18 protein-coding genes and 1 pseudogene are annotated in these 21,094 nt (G+C 69.4%); 7 read left to right on the top strand and 12 right to left on the bottom strand.

What is annotated here, in order from left to right; translation table 11 throughout:
* Nucleotides 1-103 precede the first annotated feature (103 nt).
* Nucleotides 104-556, top strand: coding sequence for a nitroreductase family deazaflavin-dependent oxidoreductase (locus OG538_RS33195; RefSeq protein ID WP_406099224.1), 453 nt, complete (start codon nt 104-106; stop codon nt 554-556).
* Nucleotides 557-847: 291 nt separating this feature from the next.
* On the opposite strand, the gene OG538_RS33190 is transcribed toward OG538_RS33195, so the two are convergent.
* Complete coding sequence (locus OG538_RS33190; protein WP_406099222.1) at nt 848-2,062, bottom strand: geranylgeranyl reductase family protein; 1,215 nt, start codon at nt 2,060-2,062, stop codon at nt 848-850.
* A gap of 183 nt (nt 2,063-2,245) precedes the next feature.
* Here OG538_RS33190 and OG538_RS33185 point away from each other — a divergent pair, with 183 nt between their 5' ends.
* A complete protein-coding gene (locus tag OG538_RS33185) occupies nt 2,246-3,610 on the top strand; it encodes a dipeptidase (RefSeq protein WP_406099220.1) in 1,365 nt (454 codons plus the stop codon).
* A gap of 131 nt (nt 3,611-3,741) precedes the next feature.
* Nucleotides 3,742-4,452, top strand: coding sequence for an MBL fold metallo-hydrolase (locus tag OG538_RS33180; protein WP_406099218.1), 711 nt, complete (start codon nt 3,742-3,744; stop codon nt 4,450-4,452).
* Here the strand turns inward: OG538_RS33180 and OG538_RS33175 are convergent.
* Nucleotides 4,411-5,448: an NUDIX hydrolase gene (locus OG538_RS33175; RefSeq protein ID WP_406099217.1), complete on the bottom strand. Its 1,038-nt coding sequence runs from the start codon at nt 5,446-5,448 to the stop codon at nt 4,411-4,413. The genes OG538_RS33180 and OG538_RS33175 overlap by 42 nt on opposite strands.
* A 223-nt stretch (nt 5,449-5,671) precedes the next feature.
* Here OG538_RS33175 and OG538_RS33170 point away from each other — a divergent pair, with 223 nt between their 5' ends.
* Nucleotides 5,672-5,848 (top strand): hypothetical protein, encoded by a 177-nt coding sequence (locus OG538_RS33170; RefSeq protein ID WP_393054614.1) that lies wholly within the window; start codon nt 5,672-5,674, stop codon nt 5,846-5,848.
* Nucleotides 5,849-6,325: 477 nt separating this feature from the next.
* Here OG538_RS33170 and OG538_RS33165 read toward each other — a convergent pair whose 3' ends face one another.
* The 4 genes and pseudogenes from OG538_RS33165 to OG538_RS33150 all read right to left on the bottom strand — a co-directional run bounded on the left by OG538_RS33165 (nt 6,326) and on the right by OG538_RS33150 (nt 9,025).
* Nucleotides 6,326-7,642 carry an IS4 family transposase gene (locus OG538_RS33165; RefSeq protein ID WP_406089271.1) on the bottom strand — a complete coding sequence of 439 codons (1,317 nt, stop codon included), beginning with the start codon at nt 7,640-7,642 and terminating at the stop codon, nt 6,326-6,328.
* Nucleotides 7,643-7,828: 186 nt separating this feature from the next.
* Entirely contained in the window at nt 7,829-8,095 is a 267-nt protein-coding gene (locus OG538_RS33160; protein ID WP_406099216.1) for a hypothetical protein, read from the bottom strand.
* Between the two features lie 200 nt (nt 8,096-8,295).
* A pseudogene (locus tag OG538_RS33155) lies at nt 8,296-8,454 on the bottom strand (transposase); the annotation flags it as partial.
* 391 nt (nt 8,455-8,845) lie between these two features.
* Nucleotides 8,846-9,025: a hypothetical protein gene (locus tag OG538_RS33150; RefSeq protein ID WP_406099214.1), complete on the bottom strand. Its 180-nt coding sequence runs from the start codon at nt 9,023-9,025 to the stop codon at nt 8,846-8,848.
* A gap of 428 nt (nt 9,026-9,453) precedes the next feature.
* Between OG538_RS33150 and OG538_RS33145 the strand changes: the two genes are divergently transcribed.
* Entirely contained in the window at nt 9,454-9,924 is a 471-nt protein-coding gene (locus OG538_RS33145) for a hypothetical protein (RefSeq protein WP_406099213.1), read from the top strand.
* 196 nt (nt 9,925-10,120) lie between these two features.
* On the opposite strand, the gene OG538_RS33140 is transcribed toward OG538_RS33145, so the two are convergent.
* From OG538_RS33140 to OG538_RS33125, 4 genes are all read right to left on the bottom strand, one after another.
* Nucleotides 10,121-11,188 carry a beta-propeller fold lactonase family protein gene (locus tag OG538_RS33140; protein ID WP_406099212.1) on the bottom strand — a complete coding sequence of 356 codons (1,068 nt, stop codon included), beginning with the start codon at nt 11,186-11,188 and terminating at the stop codon, nt 10,121-10,123.
* 477 nt (nt 11,189-11,665) lie between these two features.
* Nucleotides 11,666-12,586 (bottom strand): carbohydrate ABC transporter permease, encoded by a 921-nt coding sequence (locus OG538_RS33135; RefSeq protein ID WP_406099211.1) that lies wholly within the window; start codon nt 12,584-12,586, stop codon nt 11,666-11,668.
* Entirely contained in the window at nt 12,583-13,497 is a 915-nt protein-coding gene (locus OG538_RS33130) for a carbohydrate ABC transporter permease (RefSeq protein ID WP_406099210.1), read from the bottom strand. The genes OG538_RS33135 and OG538_RS33130 overlap by 4 nt, the downstream gene beginning before the upstream one ends.
* Nucleotides 13,498-13,513: 16 nt before the next feature.
* Nucleotides 13,514-14,803 (bottom strand): ABC transporter substrate-binding protein, encoded by a 1,290-nt coding sequence (locus OG538_RS33125; protein ID WP_406100405.1) that lies wholly within the window; start codon nt 14,801-14,803, stop codon nt 13,514-13,516.
* 264 nt (nt 14,804-15,067) lie between these two features.
* Here OG538_RS33125 and OG538_RS33120 point away from each other — a divergent pair, with 264 nt between their 5' ends.
* Nucleotides 15,068-17,110, top strand: coding sequence for an NPCBM/NEW2 domain-containing protein (locus OG538_RS33120; protein WP_406099208.1), 2,043 nt, complete (start codon nt 15,068-15,070; stop codon nt 17,108-17,110).
* 323 nt (nt 17,111-17,433) lie between these two features.
* Here the strand turns inward: OG538_RS33120 and OG538_RS33115 are convergent, their stop codons facing one another.
* Nucleotides 17,434-18,390, bottom strand: coding sequence for an ROK family protein (locus tag OG538_RS33115; RefSeq protein WP_406099207.1), 957 nt, complete (start codon nt 18,388-18,390; stop codon nt 17,434-17,436).
* 181 nt (nt 18,391-18,571) lie between these two features.
* On the opposite strand from OG538_RS33115, the gene OG538_RS33110 reads away from it, so the two are divergent.
* Complete coding sequence (locus tag OG538_RS33110; protein WP_406099205.1) at nt 18,572-19,600, top strand: LacI family DNA-binding transcriptional regulator; 1,029 nt, start codon at nt 18,572-18,574, stop codon at nt 19,598-19,600.
* Nucleotides 19,601-19,631: 31 nt separating this feature from the next.
* On the opposite strand, the gene OG538_RS33105 is transcribed toward OG538_RS33110, so the two are convergent.
* Nucleotides 19,632-20,930, bottom strand: a complete 1,299-nt coding sequence (locus tag OG538_RS33105) for a DUF6986 family protein (protein ID WP_406099204.1) — start codon at nt 20,928-20,930, stop codon at nt 19,632-19,634.
* Between the last annotated feature and the right edge of the window lie 164 nt (nt 20,931-21,094).

The following is a 21,094-nucleotide window of genomic DNA, read 5'->3' as shown; positions in this document are numbered from 1 at the left end:
AGCGCCGACCAATAACGAGAGCAGTGCTCTTGCTTTTGAGCACGAGTCCCGTGCACACTGATCTCAAGCGAGAGCACCGCTCTCCCAAACCGTGGGGGTCCCCATGTCGCAGCCTTACTACCTTCAGGGAAGCCCGTTCGCCATCCGGATGAACAGCGCCATCGGCTGGCTGGCTCGGCACGGGGTCAGCCTGCTCGGTTCGCAGGAACTGTCGGTGCGGGGCCGCAAGAGTGGACAGCTGCAGCGCATCCCTGTGAACCTCCACACCTACGAGGGCGTGCAGTACCTCGTCTCCGCCCGGGGGCACTCGCAATGGGTGCGCAACATGCGGGCCGCGGGCGGCGGCGAGCTGCGGGTGGGCCGCAGGACCCGGGCCTTCACGGCCGTGGAGATCGCGGACGACGAACAGAAGATGACCATCGTCCGCGCCTACCTGGAGCGCTGGGGCTGGGAGGTCAACCAGTACTTCCAGGGCGTCACGGCCAAGTCGACGGACGCCGAACTCCTGGCGGCCTGCCCCGACCACCCCGTCTTCCGGATCACCATCGAGAGCTGACCCCGTGCTGCGCAGTATCCGAGGTGTGCGCGCGGCAGGCTGTGGGCCGCGGCCGCACAGGCGAGCACGGTCCGCGGCCGGATCGCCGTACCCGGCCCGGCCGGCCCCGTGGTGCGTCGCCAGCAGCCCTTAGGGGCTTGCCGCAATCCTGGCAGGCGCACGACCCCAGCCACGGCACCTCTCCGCGTTGTCGAAACGCCCGAATACATCCAGGATGCGGTCGCCTCTCCGCCTTGCGATGCACCGCAGCCGACGCCGCACGCCGATCCACCAGGAATTGCGGGACAGCCCCTACCGGTCCATCGCCGACAGCGCGCGCTGCGCCAGCGGGTGCGACCGGACCAGTTCGGCCAGCGAGGTCGTCCCCCGCGTGATGCCTGCGAACGCGTTCCACGCGGGGCGGAAGCCCGTCAGCACCGCGTGCAGCATGCCCGGACGACGCTCGAAGAGTTTCAGCATGCGCCGTCCCACGCTCATTTCGACGCCGAGCCCCGCCTTGATGGCGAACGCGTAGTTGAGCGCCTGGCGGCGGGCGTCCACCGCATCGTGAGACTCCGCCACACGCACCGCCCACTCACCGGCGAGCCGTCCCGAACGCAGCGCGAAGGAGATGCCCTCACGGGTCCACGGCTCCAGCAGACCGGCCGCGTCCCCGCATACGAGCACCCGGCCGCGCGAGAGCGGCGAGTCGTCGCTGCGGCAGCGCGTCAGATGGCCGGAGGAGATCTTCGGCTCGAAGCCGGCCAGGCCTAGCCGGGCGATGAAGTCCTCCAGATACCGCTTGGTGCCGCCGCCGTCACCGCGCGCCGAGATCACACCGACCGTCAGGGTGTCCCCCTTGGGGAACACCCAGCCGTAACTGCCGGGCATGGGGCCCCAGTCGATCAGCACCCGGCCCGCCCAGTCCTCCGCGACCGTCTCCGGCACGGGAATCTCGGCCTCCAGACCGAGATCCACCTGGTCGAGCTTGACCCCGACATGTGCTCCTATACGGCCGGCGCTGCCGTCGGCGCCCACGACCGCACGGGCCAGGACCGTCTCGCCTCCGGACAACACCACCGCGACCGTGCGCCGGTCGGGCACCGCGGCACCGTGCTGCTCCACCCGGGAGACCGTCGCCCCGGTGCGGAGTTCGGCACCGGCCATCTGCGCCTCCTCGACCAGCCCCGCGTCGAACTCCGGGCGGTTGATGAGTCCGAAGAGCATGCGCCTGGAGCGGCGGGTACGTGCCAGCCTGCCGTTCAACGAGAACGTGACCGCGTGGATCCGGTCCTGCAGGGGCAGTTCGAAACCGGGCGGCAGCGAATCACGCGAATACCCGATGATGCCGCCGCCGCACGTCTTGTAACGGGGCAGCTCCGCCTTCTCCAGGAGCAGTACCCGACGGCCGGCGACCGCCGCCGCGTATGCCGCGGAGGCTCCCGCCGGTCCGGCGCCGACTACGACGACGTCCCACACGGACGACTCTTCGTGCTCATGTCCGACGTCTGCGTTCTCGCTGCTCACGATGTGCTTCTGCTCCCGATCCGACCAGTGGCCCAAGCTGCTCCCGGCATCCTACGGCGCGTTGCGGCCGGACCCTGCTGTGGGAGGATCGGCCGGACTTCCGTCGTACCTGCAACGCCGCACTCCTGGCGTTCATGTACCCGGATACGTACACATAACGTCGCACCTACGAGGAGCGTGCCCATGACCGCCCATCCGATTTCCGAGACCGTCGCCTCGCTGATGCCCCGCGCCAAGGCGGAGCTGACCGAGCTGGTGGCCTTCCAGTCGGTGGCGGATCCCGCGGTGTTCCCGAAGAGCGAGTGCGAGGCGGCCGCCGCATGGGTCGCCGACGCGCTTCGCACCGAAGGATTCCAGGATGTCGCCCTGCTCGACACCCCGGACGGCACCCAGTCCGTCTACGGCTTCCTGCCCGGCCCGGCCGGATCGCCCACGGTTCTGCTCTACGCGCACTACGACGTGCAGCCGCCGCTCGACGAGTCCGCCTGGCTCTCCCCGCCGTTCGAGCTGACAGAGCGTGACGGCCGGTGGTTCGGCCGGGGCTCGGCCGACTGCAAGGGCGGCTTCATCATGCACCTCCTGGCGCTGCGCGCACTCAAGGCGAACGGCGGGGTCCCGGTCTCCGTGAAGGTGATCGCGGAGGGTTCGGAGGAGCAGGGCACCGGCGGCCTGGAGCAGTACGCGCAGGCGCACCCGGAGCTGCTCGCGGCGGACACCGTGGTGATCGGCGACACCGGAAACTTCCGGGTCGGTCTGCCGACCGTCACGTCGACGCTGCGCGGGATGACGATGCTGCGGGTGCAGCTCGACACGCTCGAAGGAAACCTGCACTCCGGCCAGTTCGGCGGCGCCGCACCCGACGCCCTGGCCGCGATGATCCAGCTCCTGGCGTCGCTGCGCGCAGAGGACGGCACGACGACCGTCGACGGCCTCACGACGGACGCGAAGTGGGACGGCCTGCAGTACGCGGAGGCGGAATTCCGCAAGGATGCCAAGGTCCTGGACGGGGTCGAACTGATCAGCACGGGTACGGTCGCCGACCGTATCTGGGCGCGGCCCGCGGTCACGGTCATCGGAATCGACTGCCCCGCGGTGGTGGGCGCGACGCCCTCGGTGCAGGCGAGTGCACGGGCACAGATCAGCCTGCGGGTGCCCCCGGGCGAGGATGCCGCGGCGGCGACGAAGCTGCTGACCGCACACCTGCGGGCGCACGCCCCGTGGGGCGCCCGGGTGTCGGTCGAGCAGGTCGGCCAGGGACAGCCGTTCCGCGCGGACGTCACGAGCCCGGCGTACACCGCGATGGCGGAGGCCATGCGGATCGCGTACCCCGGTCAGGAGATGCAGTCCTCGGGCATGGGCGGCTCGATCCCGCTCTGCAACGCCCTGTCCGAGCTGTACCCGGAGGCGGAGATCCTGCTGATCGGGCTGAGCGAGCCCGAGGCGCAGATCCACGCGGTGAACGAAAGCGTGTCCCCCGAGGAACTGGAGCGGCTCTCGGTCGCCGAGGCGCTCTTCCTGCAGAACTACGCCGCCTCGAGAACCGCCTGAGCGGCCCGACGGGCGGGTGCGGAACAGGTGGGACAGGGGCCGGTTCCGCGCCCGCCCGTTCCGCGCTGAGCGAAGCTCGCCCTGAGCGTAGACCCGTGCGGCGGGCGCCCGCGACTGCGTACGTTCGGTGCATGGATCTCGTCGAAGTGCTTCCCCAGCTGCACATGTTCCGGTTCCCGATCGGCCAGGCCTACCTCTGGCGCGACGGGACGGAGCTGACCCTGATCGACGCGGGCGACGTGAACGCGGCGCCCGCGATCGAGGACGCGGTGCGCGGGCTCGGTCTCGACCCCGCCCGCATCACCCGGATCGTCATCACTCACGGGCACCGGGACCACTACGGCGCGGCCCAGGAGCTCGCCGACCGCCACGGTGCGCAGATCCTGGCGCACCGGCTCGACGCGCCGGTGATCCGCGGCGAGGTGCAGATCGGCGATCCGGAGCTTCTCGACTGGGAGCGCCCGCTGTACGCGCACGGACTGACCGTGCCCGTGGCCCCGCCGACCCGGGTCGATACGGAACTGGCCGACGGCGCGGTGCTTCCGTTCGGCGGCGGGGCGCGGGTGGTCCACTCCCCCGGTCACACCCCTGGGTCCATCGGCCTCCATCTGCCTCTGCACCGGGTGCTGTTCACGGGTGACTGCGTGGCCGGTGCGGGGCGGGTGATGCTGGGTGTCTTCAACATCGACCGTGAGCAGGCCGTGGCCTCGTTCCGGCGGCTGGCCGCGCTGGAGGCGGCCACGGTCTGCTTCGGTCACGGCGATCCCCTGACCATGGACGCGGTCGCGGTCATGCGTGCCTCAGCCGACCGGGACTCCGGCTTCCAGATTGAGCACGGCTGAGCGCTCGCGGGCGCGCAGCGCCCAGCGCAGCCGTTCGTACCGAGTGGGGGGCAGCATCGTGGCCGCCTCGTCCTCCGTGACGAACCGCCAACCCCGGAGTTCGGAACCGGGAAGCACCAGCCGTTCGGCGTCCGCTCCCGGCAGCATCCCGCCGTCGAAGATCAGCCGCAGCCCTCCGTACCCGGGCGGCTGTGGCGCCTCCCAGTCGACGACGAGGAGTTTGGGCACCCGTTCGAGCTGGATTCCTATCTCTTCGGCCACCTCCCTGATACCGGCCTGTGCCGGTGCTTCGCCCGCTTCCACGACACCGCCGGGAAACTCCCAGCCCGGCTTGTACGTCGGGTCGACGAGCAGCACCCGGTCGTGTTCGTCGAAGAGCAGCACCCCGGCCGCGACGGTCTCCGCCGTGGGGTCGGGTGTCTGGACGATTTCGCAGGCCGGGGCGCTCCCGGTGCGCACGGCCTCGGCGATGAGCTCGGCCGTTCCGCGAGGTGAGAGTGCGCTGTTGTCGATGGTGTACGCGTCCCGGCTGATCCAGCCGAGCGCCGAACGGTAGGACTCGATGCGGTCGTACGCCCACTGCCCGGTCCCGTCGACCTTCTCCGGATCCTCGGGGAACAGCGCGCGGTGGGCTATCCGTTGGCGCAGGATCGTTTCCTCAGGTGAGAGCAGTACATGGCGCACCGCAATGCGCCTGGAGGCGAGCCCTCCGAATATCTCGTCGCGGTACTCCTGTCGCAGCAGCGTCATCGGCACCACCAGCACCCCACCGACCTCGGCGAGCAACGCGGCCGCGGTGTCCACCACCAGACGCCGCCATATCGGCAGATCCTGGAAGTCGGTCACCTCGGCGAACTTCTTCTGCGGCAGCAGGGATCTCAGCCCCGTGCCGGTCTGTTCCGGATCATAGAAGGTGCTGTTCGGGATCAGATCGATCAGTTCACGCGCGGCGCTGGTTTTGCCCGCGCCGAACGCACCGTTGATCCAGACGATCACGGTTCCCCCTCTTCCGTAGCCCCCAGTGGCTTGCCCGCAACACCCTGCCGTGAAAACACGACTGTGGCGATGGCGATGCGCGAACGCAACAGTGCACGGCAGCCGGCGGGCGTCTTCCCGTACAGGACGGCCCGTCGCTCCCGCCAGGGCGGTATCCGGCCGTAACGGCGACGGTGGGGCCGTCGTTGGAGCGGACAGCAGAACGAACGACAGGGGGTGGACCGTGCGTCGCACCGTACTTGAGCAGTTTCCCGCCGGGGGCCCGCGGGGCAGTTGGCCCGCGGAGGAGTTCGCCGCGGCTCGTCGCGGCGAGGGCGTGGCCGCGGAGGTCGTGATGGACCTGGAACAGGACGCATTCCTGGTGGTCGTACCGCAGCAGTCCGCGGACCGGGGTCGCTGACGTCCGGGAGCAGGCCGGGTGAGCGGCACGGACAGCCGGGTCAGCCGGGCCCTGTCGGGCGGGTGCTGTCCTGTTCCGGGTGCGCGGCGGATTCGGGCCTGCGAGCCGGTGCCGCGGCGGAGGAGGACCAGCCGTCGACCGTCCGAGGCGCGGGGTCATCGGTGTCCCAGCCCGTGGATGGACACCGCCTCGTCGAGCAGCGCACGGACGGTGCCGGGCTCGTGCAGGTTGAGGCAGGCGCCTGCCCTACCCGCCGCGCCGAAACGCAGCAGCCGGCCAGGCGCCGCTCGGAAGGTGATCTCCAGCTGCCCCCGGCCGTCCAGCGCGCACGGCCAGCACTTCGCGGCAGCTCTGAGCAGGCCCGTTGCCCCTCTAGCGCCGGTGACCGGCCTTCCAGAGGAAGGTGGTTCAGTCGACGACGACGAGGCGGCGGGACTTCTTCTCGCTGCGGACAGCCCTTAGGGCAAGGCCGTGAAGTTAAGGCTTGGTCGTTGGCGTCAAGATCTTGATGTTGAGGGTGGCTGTGTAGGTGCGCCGGTCGACTCTGAGGCTTTTGTATGCGTATCGGGATAGGGGTCGTTTCACCGCTCGGGGGCTGACGCGGAGGCGGCGGGCGGGCATGAGGTGGTCCAGGACGGCTCGGCCGATCGTTCCGGCGAGGTCGATGACGGAGTCGGCGATGATGCCTGCGGCTCGGACGATCTGATCGCGGGCGCATCGTAGTGCGACGCTGAAACTTCCCCGGTCGGGGTCTGCTCCGGGTGTGGTCCCGGTGGCGTCGGCGATCGCGATCCGCAGGGCCTGGTATGCGCTCAGGAGGGCATAGACCTCTTGGGTGATGCCTGCCCAGGTCTGAGAGCGCAGGACTCGTCGGCCCAGCATCGACTTCTTGATCGCGAAGTAGGCGGATTCCACTTCCCATCGCTCGTGATAGAGGCTGACCAGGTTGGATGCCGGGTATCGGTGGTGGTCGAGGAGGTTGGTGGCCAGCCGGTAGAGGCCGGTCGTGCGGCCCTGGCTGGTAATGATGGTGATCTCGCACTCGATGATGCGGACTTCGAGGCCGCCGAAGCGGGAGAGGTGGGAGCCGTCGTCGAAGCGGGCCAGGACCGGGGGCTTGCGGGCGGCCGAGATACGGGCCAGGAAGGCGGCCTCGGTGCCGGCGACGGCGGTCAGGAACGGATTGCCGGAGAAGCCCCGGTCGAGAAGGACGATCATTCCCGCGTGCAGGGAGCGGGCCAGTTGCTTGGCGTAGGCGCTCTCGCCGCTGGAGCGGGGGCCGAAGGCAGCGTCCAGGACCGCGCGGGTGCCGCAGGCCACCAGCGCGGTCAGGCAGATCTGCGGGTAGCCGGAGGTCCCGTACTGGTTGGTGATCCCGCCCAGACGGGCCCGGTGCAGTGGGCTGTCGGGGACGTCGAGGCAGGTGCCGTCGATCGCGACGGTCAGCAGGCCCTTGAAATGGGCGCCGGTGGTACGGATCGCTGTCGCGGGCCCGCGCAACAGGTCGAACAGGGCCTGCATGGGACGCGCCCCCAGGCGGGTCCGGGCGTTCCAGAGCGCTGTGCCGGTGACCTTCGCGACCGGTATCGCCTCCAGCGAGGCGGTGAGCTTGCGCCAGACTGCCAGGTAGCCGCAGTCGTCGAAAAGGGCCGCGGCCAGCAGCAGGTAGACCACCACCCGGGCAGGAATCTTCCGCAGCCGCTGCTGGACCGCACCCGTTTCGACAAGGGCCGCATCGACCATCTCGAACGGGACGATCCGGGTGAGTTCCCCCAGATGCCCAGGAGCGAACAAGCCCTTGGCTACCGTGATTTCACGCGTGATGACACACTGATCGGACAGCGGAGCCTCCGGTGCTGTGAACGGCTGTCTTGGTCGACTGCCAGTTCTACCGGGGCTCCGCTTCTCACGTCCCGGATCGCACCAGATCAGACCCCACACGTTGGCGTCCCCCGAGCCCTAACTTCACGGCCTTGGCCCTTAGGGCGTGTCGCCCCGCCAATCCCACTTGTATGAATCCTCCGCCCGCGGCCCGTACTCGGCCCTGCCGCCCGCCCCGTAGGCGCCGATCTCGGTGATCAGGGCGGACCCGTCCGCCAAGGCCACCTTCGTCCAGCCGGTCACGTCCAGCAGCAGCCCGTCGAGCGGGCCGCCCACCAGCTCCCGGTAGACCCGCCCCGGCTGGGGGCCCGGATCCGGGTCGTCGTGATCGGCGCCGTATACGCGTCGCCGCATGATCTCGTCCATATCAGCAGGATCGCATCGACCACTGACAACTTCCTCGGTCGATGCTCCTGTGTGACTCGATCGGCGGCACGTTCGACGGTCGCTGCATTGCTCCTTGCACCGCGTGCCGGTTCAATCAGCGGATGACCGAAACCGCTTCCGACCGGGACCCGTGCGCCGCGCTGTCCGAGTGCTCCCGGCCGTCAGGGCGCGCACCTCAGGAGTGGCTGCGAGGGCACCCCGGTCCGCACCCGGTGCAAAATTCCGTCAATCACCTGCCGGTGATCCCGCCACCTGCCACAACGCCCGTTACTGACCGGCAGGAACGGCCGCAGTTGTTCCCACTCGGCATCAGTTAGATCACCTCGCCCCGTGCCCATAACAACGCCCCGGACATGGAGCAGTCACACGATCCAATTCCGGTTTCTAGTGGTCCATCGCCACCACGACGTATAGGCACGCAACGACTGCGACGACGCAGAGCCCAACCACGACGATCACTGCGCAGCCCAGTGCTCCCGCCGTCCCAGCGATCGCCGCCCAGCCGAACCGCGTAGCCCGTTCGGCCTGTTGGACTGCATCGCGGTACTCGGTGTCGTCGTACCAGCCGCGATTGGTCATGGTCACCCCCGGATGGACCCTATAGCTCGACCATCTCGCCCCAGAATTCGTGGCGCAGATCCCGTAGGACAGGCGTGCCGTGATCGCACGGACAGCTCGTAGGGGCCCCGGCGGCCATCAGTGAAGGTGAGGGGCCCGGGGTACGACCGGTCATGTGAGACCGGAGGCTCCTCGGCCGTCCGCCGTGAACCTGCTCAGCCGGTACGTGGTCGGCTGCTCCAGGCGGCCACACAGCGTGTCGATCCGGATCGTCGCCTCGTCGGTTCCTGCCTCCCGGAGTGTGCGCAGATGGGCGTGAAGCTCCGTCTGGTCCCCGGTCTCGAAGATCACTTCCCACCGTCCCAGGTCCGGCGCCGTGCGAGCGGCAAGCCGCTGCCGCTCTGCGTCCTGCCGCCGTCGCCTCTTCCCCTGTCCTGGCACCGGCACAGAATCGCAGGTCGGTGCCGGCGCAGCAAGAAGGCCGGATCGAGCACACGATCCCGCCCGAAACGCACCCGTCGGCGCCCCTGTGGCCGTCCGAGCGGAAGCCCAGGCGACAGCGGCGCCGAACCTGCCGACCGCACCGGCGATCACACCGTCAACGTTCGGGCGCCGGCTCCACGGGGCGGCCGCGAACTGCCCGGCCGGCCCGGTCACCTACCTCTGCCCGCACCTTCTTCGGCACGCCTGCGCGACTCACATCCAGGAACTGTCCGGCCGGTCCCGGTTGGCGCGCATGGTCGGAGGTGGATGTCAGCGCGAGCCCTTAGCCTGCGCTCATGACGACTGAGGAACACCTCTCGACGATTGACGCGTTGGCCGTGCGACCGTTCCCGGAGGCGGCCTATATCGAGGCTTCCGGAGGAGGTGGGCCGGAGCATCATGTGCGCGATCTGCAGGTCAGTCGGGACTTCTGGGATGACGACGACGGGCAGGCCTGGGTCGAGGCCGAAGCCGAACTACAGGGGTGCCTCGACGACCTGTCTGTGCGCCTGACGACTCGGTGGGGCAACGCGTTCGTCGTGGACCTCGGACCGTATCTCCATGCCGGCTGCGAGGGAGAGCCGGCACCTGAGCCGCTCAACTACCTCAGCCAACAAGCCGTCACCATGCGGGTGTGGCCGCTCCCTGACGGCGATCGTTGGCTTGCGCTGGCGCTCGGCCAGGGCGACAAGGAACTGCCGCTCATTCTGCTTGCCGCGGTCGGTCAGGCTTCCGTACCCGGCTTGAGCACGAGTGGACGGTCATGAGCGGGAGCCAAGCGATCTCGACAGGACACCCGGAAGTCCCAGCGGCTGTGCCGTCGACCTGATTCTCCGGCCTGCGGGTCTACCGCCGCACACATGTCACCTCGGCTGTGGTGGACTTCGTGCGGTTCAACCGCGGCGGAGCCGGGTCGTCAGCGAGACCGCCACCGGTGTCCCGGAAGCCCCGGCCGGCGCGGCCTCACGTGCTCAGGCGAGCCGCACCGGCGCGGTGTTCGGACCCGGGTCGGGCCCTCTTTCCTTCCGCCGCTGCCACGCCGGTCGGCCCGTCGCCCACGGCCACTGTGTCCGTTGCGCGGGCTGTCGAGGTGTCGATGACCGAGAGGGTGTCCGAGTCGAAGTTGCTGACGTAGACCAGGGAGCCGCCCGGGCTGACAGCGAGGCCGTTGGGGCCGTCGCCCACTGCGACGGTGCCGGTGACGGCACGGCCTCGGGTGCTGATCACGGACACGTTGTCGGACCCGATGTTGGCGACGTATGCCTGGCGGCCATCCGGTCGCATCCCGATTCCCGCGGGCTGGTCCCCGACCGGGATGCGGTCCGATTCCGCGCCGTCGTGGACGTCGACCACCGACACGTCGTCCGAGGTCAGGTTGGAGACGTACAGGTGCCGGCCGTCGGGGGTGAGCACCAGGGCGGTCGGTCCGCTGCCGACAGGGATGGTGCCGGTGACCGCTCCGGTGGCGGTCCGGACCACTGAGACGGTGCCGGACGCGGCGTTGGCGACGTACAGGGTGCATCCGTCGGGTGTCACCGCCACGCCCAGCGGGGCATCACCCACCGGGATGGTGTCCGTCACGGCACGGGTGCGGGTACTGATCACCGACACGTTGTCCGATCCGACGTTGGCGACGTAGACGTTCCGGTTGTCAGGAGAGACCGTCACTCTGCTCGGTTCGTCCCCGACAGCGACGGTGGCGACGACCGTCCGGGTACGGGCATCAATCACCGATACGGTATCGGCCGCGGAATTGGTGACGTAGACGCGGAAGCCGTCCGGGCTGACGGCCACGCTGTCCGGCCCGTCCCCGACGGGAACGGTGCCCACGACCATGCCGCTGCCGGGCTCGACGACCGAGACCGTGTCGGAGTGGAGGTCGGCGACGTAGACGAGGGCACCGGGCCGCGAGGACGGCCGGGCTGCCGGCGTCCCGATCGCTGCCCCGGCCAGGCTTCCCGGTCCCATCAGCGCCGCGGTCACACAGAGCATCACGGCTGCTCGCTGCCCCATATCCTGATGTCTCGTCATGGGGCCACGCTAAGGGCTGTCCCGCAATTCCTGGTGGATCAGCGCGCGGCGTCGGCTGCGGTGCATCGCAAGGCGGAGAGGCGCCCGCATCCTGGCTGTATTCGGGCGTTTCGGCAACGCGGTGAGGTGCCGTAGCTGACGTCGTGCGTCCGCCAGGGGATTGCGGGGCAGCCCTTAGGGCTGCGGAGCGGAAACCCACGTGAGGCTCACGCTCAGGCTGACCGGACGGCCCACCGCCCACCGGGGCCGCGGACAACGACCCCGTCCGTACCGGCCGCACCCTCACCCAGGGCACGCAGCGGCGGCCTGCTGCGACCACCGGGACTGCGGCCGGCACGCGGCCGAAGCACTTGCCCCGTCGGCGGACGGCAGACCCCTCTCGTCCCAGGGGACCCCCTTGCGACCGGTTGTCCACCCGATCAGCCGACCCTCGCCGCAGTCGGAACGCCGACGGGGATTGCTTTGGCTGCTCAGCCCCTACCCCTTGCCGGCCCCCAGCGTGAGTCCCGCGATGAAGTGCCTCTGCAGCAGCAGGAAGACCACGAGCGTCGGGAGCGCGACGATCACCGAGCCGGCGGCGAGCAGGTTGTAGTCGGTGAAGAACTGGCCGCGCAGGTTGTTCAGCGCGGAGGTGACCGGGAGTTTGTCGCCGTCGGATATGAAGACCAGTGCCCAGAGGAAGTCGTTGTACATCCAGGTGAACTGGAGCGTGCCCAGAGCAGCGAGCGCGGGCCTGCACAGGGGCAGGGTGATCCGCCAGTACTGGGTCCAGACGCCCGCCCCGTCCACGACGGCCGCCTCAAGGATCTCCTGCGGGAGGGTCCGCATGAAGTTGGCCAGGACGAAGACGCAGAAGCCGAGCTGGAATCCGACCTGCACCAGGATCACGGCCCAGTAGGAGTCGAACATCGTCATCGAGTCGGACATCCAGTAGGGCAGCGGGACCCGGTTGAAGACGACGTACAACGGTGTGACGATCACCTGTTGCGGCAGCAGGTTCCCCGCGGTGAAGAGCATCAGCAGGACAAGTCCGCCCCGCATCCTCAGCCGGGCGAGCGCGAACGCCACGAACGAGGCGAGGAAGAGGGTGACGAGAACCCCCGGCACCGCGATGATCATGGTGTTGACGAAGTACTTCGTCATGCCCGAGTCGGTGAACGCCTGCCGGTAGTAGTCCAGTGAGAGATGGCGGGGCAGCGAGAAGTAGCCGTGCTCCGAGGTCTCGTCATAGGGCCTGAGCGATGCGTACACGGCGAGCAGCAGCGGGGCGAGGAAGGCGAGCGATACCGTCATCAGGAAGGCGTGCACACCGAGTCGGCCGGGGCGGACCCTGCGCCGGACGGTGGCGGGGGCAGGGGCGGGCGGCGCCGGCCGGGCGGTGGCTGCTTGCGTGGTCATCGTTCCTTCTCCCCTCGGATCTCCTGCACCAGATACGTCACGACGAATCCCAGGGAGACGACCAGCAGGACGACGGCGATGGCGGAGCCGAACCCGATCCGGCTGGCCTCCCCGATGATGTTGTCGGTGACGAGCACGGAGAGCAGTTCCAGGCCGTTGCGGCCGTGGTTGACCGCGTAGACGATGTCGAAGGCGCGCAGCGACTCGATCACGGTGATCACGCCGACGATGATGTTGACCGGGCGCAGCGTCGGAAAGACGATGCGGAAGAAGGTCTGGGACTCGCTCGCCCCGTCGATCGCGGCGGCCTCCTTGATGGAGGTGTCCACGGCTTTGAGCCCCGCGAGGTAGAGAATCATCACATAGCCGGTGTGACGCCAGGCAGCCGCGAGCAGGACCATCCAGATGTTGAGGTCGGGATCGCCCAGCCAGTCGGTCGGTGAGGCGGTGTCGCCGACGATCGCGTTGAGGGCCCCCTGGTCGCGGGAGAAGACCAACTGTGCCATGAAGCCGACCACGGCGAGCGAGAGCACGACCGGCATGTAGAGGGTCGACTGGTAGAAGCGGCTGAAGCGGACACCCTTGTCGATGAGCACGGCGAGGAGCAGCCCGAACGGTGTGGCGACCAGGCCGAGGAAGGCGAGCCAGAGCAGATTGTGGCGGGCCGCCGGCCAGAACTGCGGGTAGTTCGTGAAGAGGTTCGTGTAGTTGCGCGTGCCGACCCACTCGATGTCGCCGATGCCGTCCCAGCTGGTGAACGAGAGGGCGATGGAGGCGAGGGTCGGCCCCCACACGATGGCGATGTCGAGCAGGACGGGTATGCCGAGCAGCGCGCCGAGCACGACGAGGTCGCGGCGGGTGAACCGTCGCGAGCCCCGTCGTCGGGTGCGCCGCCCCGAGATGAACGACACGGTCGGTACTCCCGGTTCATTCCGAGGCGAAGATGGTCTTCTTCTGCCGTTCGATGTCGTTGACCAGGCCGTCCACGTCGTTCGGACTGCTGATGAACTTCTGGATCGCCTGGATCATGACCGTGGACGAGAAGTCCGGGCGGGTGTCCCGGTCCAGGAACTGGGAGATCTGCTTCGCCCCCGACACCAGCTCGACGGCCTTCTTCTGGATGGTGGAGTACTGGGAGGTGTCCGCCTGGTCGCTGACCGCGATGTTGTTCGGGTCGCTCTTGAGGTAGATGTCCTCGGCCTTGCCGGTGGCGAGCCACTTCAGCAGGTCCTTGGCGCTCTCCAGGCTCTTCTTGTTCTTGAGACTCTTCGACTTCTTCGCCAGCAGGAACCCGTCGATGGGCGCCTCGACTGCGTCCTGGCCGTGCTCCGGATTGATGACGGGGAAGGGGAAGAAGTCGAGGTCGTCCTGTTCGGCCTTGGGGAACTGGGCCCCCGGGTGCGGCAGACCGAAGACCGCCATACCGGCGTCGCGCTTCTGGAGGCTGGTCGCCGCCTCCTGCCAGGTACGGCCGTTGGCGCCCTGCTGGCAGTACGGGAGCAGGCGCCGCCAGGTGTCGAAGACCTCCCTGACCCGCTTGTCCGTCCAGGCTTCCTCGCCGGCCATCAGGCTCTTGTGGAATTCGTATCCGTTGGTCCGCATGTTGATGTAGTCGAAGGTGCCCATTGCGGGCCAGCCGTCCTTGTCGCAGAACGCGATGGGGTCCAGCTTGTCCTTCTTCATCTGCTTGGCGAGGGCTACGTACTCGTCCAGCGTTTTGGGCGCCTGGTAACCCCGTTCGGTGAAGAGGCTCTTCCGGTGGAAGACAGCCCACGGATAGTAGTAGTACGGCGTGAGGTACTGCTTGCCGTCCTCGCCGGTGGACTGCGCCTTCAGGGCGTCCGAGAATCCCTCGTAGCCCTCCCAGTTGTCACTGATGTCGTACAGCAGCCCCTTCTTGGCGAAGAACTGCATGCGGTATCCGGCGAACCACATGAAGACGTCGTCGGGCTTGCCCTGCAGATAGCGGTTGATGTTCTCCTGAAAGGTGTTGTGGTCAACAGTGTTGACCTTCACCTTTCGGCCGTCGGACTGATCGGCGTAAGCCTTGAAGGCGTCGGCGAACGCCTTCTTCGGAATGGGGTCGGACGAGTTCGAACCGAGGGTGATCGTCTTGCCGTCACCACCGGGGCCCCCTCCGCACGCGGTGAGCAGCGCGGGAAGCGCGACCGCGCCGGCTCCGACTGCCGCGCCACGCAGCAGGCTTCGCCGGGACATCCGATGTCCCGCGACACTGCCGGGCAGATCTGACCTGTCGTACGAGTGCGCCATGACCCCCTCCTCCGGGAAGGCAACCCAACACAACCGAACGTGCGCTTGGATCTCACCTCCAACGAGCAGTCACGTCAAGGGTTTTGACGAGATGCCGAACAACCGGTACCGCCCCTCTTCCAACAGACTTCAACACGCTCTAACGTAATCGCTCGTCTTGGCGTGCACATGGCGCCACCGGATTCGGCACGAGTACGGAGGAACGTAACGATGCGTCATCTTCCAGGCCGTACGACCCGCACCAGCCGCCCCAGAGTCATCGGAGCGCTGACCGCAGGCCTCCTCTGCGCGGCGGGAGCCATCGTTCCCGCCGCGGCCCAGTCCCCGGGCCCCGCCCTTTCGCCGACCGCGGCCGCACGAACCGGCAACGGTCTTGCGCTCACTCCGCCCATGGGGTTCAACAACTGGAACTCGACCCACTGCCGGGCCGAGTTCGACGAGGCGATGGTCAAGGGGATCGCCGATATCTTCGTCGAGAAGGGACTCAAGGAGGCCGGCTACGAGTTCGTCAATCTGGACGACTGCTGGGCGAAGCCGCAGCGTAATGCGGACGGCAAGCTGGAAGCCGATCCGGTGCGATTCCCCAACGGCATCAAGGCCGTTGCGGACTACGTCCACTCGAAAGGGCTGAAGCTCGGTATCTACACCAGCGCGGGCACCAAGACCTGCGACAGTGTCGGACTTCCCGGCGCGCTCGGGCACGAGTACAGCGACGCGCAGCAGTTCGCCGACTGGGGGGTCGACTACCTCAAGTACGACAACTGCAACAACCAGGGCGTCGATGCGAAAGAGCGCTATACGACCATGCGGGACGCACTGGCCGCCACCGGCCGCCCGATCGTCTACAGCATTTGTGAATGGGGCCAGAACAAACCCTGGGAATGGGCCGCCGGACTGGGCAACCTCTGGCGGACCACGGGCGACATCAACGACAGCTGGAGCAGCATGCTGTCGATCATGAAGCAGAACCTGCCGCTCGCCGCGGCCGCGGGCCCCGGGCACTGGAACGACCCCGACATGCTGGAGGTCGGGAACGGCGGGATGACGGACACGGAGTACCGCACCCACTTCTCCATGTGGTCGGTGATGGCCGCCCCGCTGCTCATCGGCTCCGATCTGCGCACGGCGACGCCGGAGACGTACCGGATCCTCTCGAACCACGAGGTCATCGCCGTCGACCAGGACCCGCTGGGCAAGCAGGGCGTCGTGCTGTCCTCCGAGGGCGGGCGCTGGGTCGTCGCCAAGGAGATGCAGGACGGCAGCCGGGTGGTGGCACTGTTCAACGAGACCGGGAACGCGCAGCGGATCTCGACGACAGCCGTGGCGGCGGGTCTCCCGGAGGCCGCCGCGTACACCGTGCGCGACCTGTGGGCGCAGACCACACGCAACACCGCGGGCGGCCTCTCCGCGACAGTCCCGGCCCATGGCACCGTGATGCTGCGCGTCACCGCCGACCAGAAGTGGGCGGGGTATCCGCCCGCGGTGGAACTGGCCCTGGACGGCAGCCCGCTGGTGGAAGCGGGACGCACGGCACGCCTGACGACGACCGTCACCGATCTGGGCCGGACGCCCGCCCTGAAGGTGTCGGCCGCGCTCAGCGGGCCGTCCGGCTGGCGGATCGGATCCGACTCCGCCACAACGGCGCCGGCCCTTTCCACGGGGGGCGCGCTGACGACCCGCTGGAATGTGACCGCTCCGGCCGGCACGGCCACCGGCACGTACGACCTGACGCTCACGACGCAGTACCGCTCACCCACCGGGCAGCAGGTGCGGTCCTCGGTGCCGTTCCAGGCCCATGTGGTGGTGGCCCCGCCGGCCGGCGGCGGCTACCTGAGCGATCTGCCCCAGCTCACCGCGTCCAACGGCTACGGGCCGGTCGAGAAGGACACCAGCAACGGTGAGAGCGCTGCCGGTGACGGCCATCCGCTGACCATCGGCGGCGAGGTGTACGCGAAGGGGCTGGGCGTGCATGCGGCCAGTGCCGTCGAGTACTACGCCGGCGGCGCGTGCAGCACGGTGACGGCGCGCGTCGGGCTCGACGACGAGAAGGGTGCCAAGGGAAGCGTGGCGTTCGAGATCTGGTCGGACGGCACGAAGGCGGCGTCGACCGGGGTCCTGACCAACGCCATGCCGGCGCAGTCCGTCTCGGCGGATGTCAGCGGTGCGCAGGTCGTACGTCTGGTGGTCACCGACGGGGGCGACGGCGTCGACTCCGACCACGGAGACTGGGCGGACCTGCGCATCACCTGCTGAGGCGCTGAGGCCGTCCGCCCGCGGGACCGGGTGGCGGCGGCGTTCGACGCCGTCGCCGCCCACCGGAGGGACCGCCGGGACCGGACCCGCCGTGCCGTCCGGACGCGGACCGCTCCACGGGCTTGCGGAGAATCAAGGTGTCGCTTCCCTGCAAGCCCCTGAAGGGCTGTCCCGCAATTCCTGGTGGATCAGCGCGCGGCGTCGGCTGCGGTGCATCGCAAGGCGGAGAGGCGCCCGCATCCTGGATGTATTCGGGCGCTTCGACCACGCGGCGAGGCGCCGCAGCTGTCGCCGTGCGCCCGCCAGGAATTGCGGGACAGCCCTCAGACGGAGACCGCCCCGTCCGCGCCCACACGCGCGGCGAAGGCCGCTGCCGCCGCGCCGACCAGCCCCGCGTCGTTGCCCATGACCGCCGGCGCGACGGTCAGCTTCTGGACGAACGACAGCGTCGCGTACCGCCGCAAGGCGCTGCGCAGCGGGGCGAACAGCACCTCACCCGCACCGGCCACACCGCCGCCGATCACCGCGATGTCGATCTCGACCAGGGTGGCCGTGGCGGCGATGCCCGCGGCGAGCGCCTGTGCGGCCCGTTCGAACGAGGCCACGGCGGCCGGGTCACCGGCCCGGGCGGCGGCCGCGACCGCCGCCGCCGTCGCGTCCCCGTCCGGGCCGGGCCGCCAGCCGTTCTCCAGTGCGCGGCGGGCGATGTTGGGGCCGCTCGCGATGCGCTCGACGCAGCCGCGCGCCCCGCACGGGCACAGGTCGCCGTCGAGGTCGACGCTGATGTGCCCGATGTGGCCGGCGTTGCCGCTGGGGCCGGGGTGGAGCGCGCCGCCCAGGACGAGGCCACCGCCGACCCCGGTGGACACGACCATGCACAACGCGTTGTCGTGGCCGCGGGCAGCGCCCAGCCAGTGCTCGGCAGCCGTGATCGCGACCCCGTCACCCACCAGTTCGACGGGGAGCCCTCCGGTGGCCGAGCTCACCCTCTCCACGAGGGGGAAGCCCCGCCAGCCAGGCACGTTCACGGGACTGACCGTCCCTGCGGCGGCGTCCACCGGGCCCGCGCTGCCGATCCCGACGGCCCTGGCCCGGCCCCACAGCGGCGACGCGGACAGCTCCGCCAGCACGTCGGCCGCCGCCCTCATCACCGTCTCGCCGTCCTCGCGAGCGGGCGTCGGACGCTGCACCCGCACGCGGAGCGTGCCGTCGCCGTCCACCAACGCGCCGGCGATCTTGGTGCCGCCGATGTCCAGCGCGGCGACGAGGTCGGTATGCATCGGTGTGGGCTCCGTGGGTGAGGGGGTGGGACCTGCGGCTTCAGTAGATAGTCTGCCTAGTCTCCATTCCGCTGACAACGTTGTCCAGGGCCTATGCTCGACGCCACAGCCTCCGGTCTCCTCCGCGGCACCCTCCGCGGCGCGTCCGGACAGCCCGTACCCGACGACAGGACAGCGCATCGTGGCCGAGACCGCCCGTCACCCCGAGCCCCGTTACGGCAACCGGCCGACCATGAAGGACGTGGCCGCCCGTGCCGGAGTAGGCCTCAAGACGGTCTCGCGCGTGGTGAACAGCGAGCCAGGTGTCACACCCGACACCGAGCGCCGGGTCCAGGAGGCCATCGACGCCCTGGGCTTCCGCCGCAACGACAGCGCGCGCGTGCTGCGCAAGGGCCGTACCGCGTCGATCGGACTGGTCCTGGAGGACCTCGCGGACCCCTTCTACGGCCCGTTGAGCCGCGCCGTGGAAGAGGTGGCCCGCGCCCACGGCGCCCTGCTCATCAACGGTTCCAGCGCCGAGGATCCGGAGCGCGAGCAGGAACTCGTGCTCGCGCTCTGCGCACGGCGGGTCGACGGGCTCATCGTGATCCCGGCCGGGGACGACCACCGCTATCTGGAGCCGGAGATCAAGGCCGGCATAGCGACGGTCTTCGTGGACCGCCCGGCGGGCCGGATCGAGGCCGACATGGTGCTCTCGGACAGCTTCGGGGGTGCCCGTGAGGGCGTCGCCCATCTGATCGCGCACGGCCACCGCAGGATCGGGTTCATCGGCGACCAGCCGCGGATCCACACGGCCACCGAGCGCTTGCGTGGCTACCACACCGCCATGACCGACGCCGGGATCACGGTCGAGGACTCCTGGGTCTCGCTCGGGTCGACGGAGCCCGAGCGGGTCCGCGTGGCCGCCGAGACCATGCTCTCCGGCTCCGAACCCGTCACCGCGCTCTTCGCGGGCAACAACCGTGTGACGGTGACCGCGGTACGCGTACTGGCCGGCCGGGAACGCCCGGTCGCCCTGGTCGGCTTCGACGACATCGAGCTCGCGGATCTGCTCGGCATCACCGTCATCTCCCAGGACGCGGCGGCCGTCGGCCGCACCGCCGCCGAGCACCTCTTCCGACGGCTGGACGGTGCCGACCACACCCCCGCACGCGTCGAGCTCCCGACGAAGCTGATCCCGCGTGGTTCGGGCGAGCTGCGCCCGGCCTGAGCCGGGCGCGGGGCGTACGGACGGGCTGGGCCTACGGCGTGGTCACGGTCAGCCCGCCGCGCCGCGGTGAGGCGAAGGCGTCCAGGTCCGCGCGGGTCAGTCCGGTCAGCCGGGCCACCTCCGCCGTGTCCAGGGCCCCGCAGTCGATGCCCCGCAGCAGGTAGCCGCTGAGCGCCTTGGCCGTGGCGGGTTCGTCCATCACGGCGCCGCCCGCCTTCGCCACGTAGGCGGCGAGCCGGGCCGCCGCCTGCTCCAGGCCCTCGCGGTAGAAGGCGTAGACGGCCGCGTAGCGGGTCGGGAGATGGCCCGGGTGCATGTCCCAGCCCTGGTAGTAGGCGCGGGCCAGGGCGCGCCGGGTGAGGCCGTAGTGGAGCCGCCAGGCTTCGTGGACCTGGCGGGTGGGCCCCACGGGCAGGACGTTGGTGGAGCCGTCGCAGACGCGTACGCCGGTGCCCGCGGCGGCCACCTGCATCACGGCCTTGGCATGGTCGGCCGCCGGGTGGTCGCTCGCCTGGTACGCGGCGCTGACCCCGACGCAGGCGCTGTAGTCGAACGTGCCGTAGTGCAGACCCGTCGCCCGGCCCTGGGCGGCGTCGATCATCCGGGCGACGGCGGCGGTGCCGTCGGCGGCGAGGATCGACTGGCTGGTCTCGATCTGGATCTCGAAGCCGAGCCGCCCCGAGGGCAGGGCATGCGCCTTCTCGAAGGCTTCGAGGAGCTGGACGAAGGCGGTGACCTGTTCGGGGTACGTGACCTTCGGCAGGGTGAGCACGAGCCCGTCGGGAAGTCCGCCCGCTTCCATCAGGCCCGTGAGGAAGACGTCCGTGGTGCGGATGCCCCGATCGCGTACCGCGGCTTCCATGCACTTCATCCGGATGCCCATGTACGGAGCCGCCGTGCCGTTCGCGTACGCCTCCGAGATCAGCCGGGCCGCACGGGCCGCGGCCTCGTCCTCCTCGGCGCCGGACCGGGGACCGTAGCCGTCCTCGAAGTCGATCCGCAGGTCCTCGACGGGCTCGCGGCTCAGCTTGGCCCGTACGCGGTCGTGGACGGGGCCGGCGAGCTCGTCCGGAATGCCCAGCACCGCTGCGAGGGAGGCGGCGTCCGGAGCGTGCTCGTCGAGCGCCTGGAGCGCCTGGTCGCCCCAGGAGCGGATGGTGCCCGCGGTGAAGGTGTCCCCGGGTACGTAGACGGTGTGGACGGGCTGGCGCGTACCGGGGTCGCCCGGGTAGCGGCGGGCGAGTTCGGCGTCCACCGCCTTGAGGGAGGCGCTGATCCCGTCGCTGACCGCACCGGCGAGGCTCGTCGCCACCTTCTCCTGCTGACCCATTTCCGCACCCTCCACACTCTCACTGTTTCCGCTTCCCGGAATCAGCAATCCGTATAGTGAAGTTATAAGGGCCGCCGTACGTGCGTCAATGGTGACCGGAAATGGCCCGGGGCCGCGCGGTGGGTTCCACCGTGCGGCCCCGGGCCGTTGGCCGTGCCGTGTGC

The organism is Streptomyces sp. NBC_01013, assembly GCF_045162765.1.
GTDB lineage: Bacteria > Actinomycetota > Actinomycetes > Streptomycetales > Streptomycetaceae > Streptomyces.
Note: the sequence above shows the minus strand (reverse complement) of the source record. Positions and strands in the feature narration are given on the sequence as shown.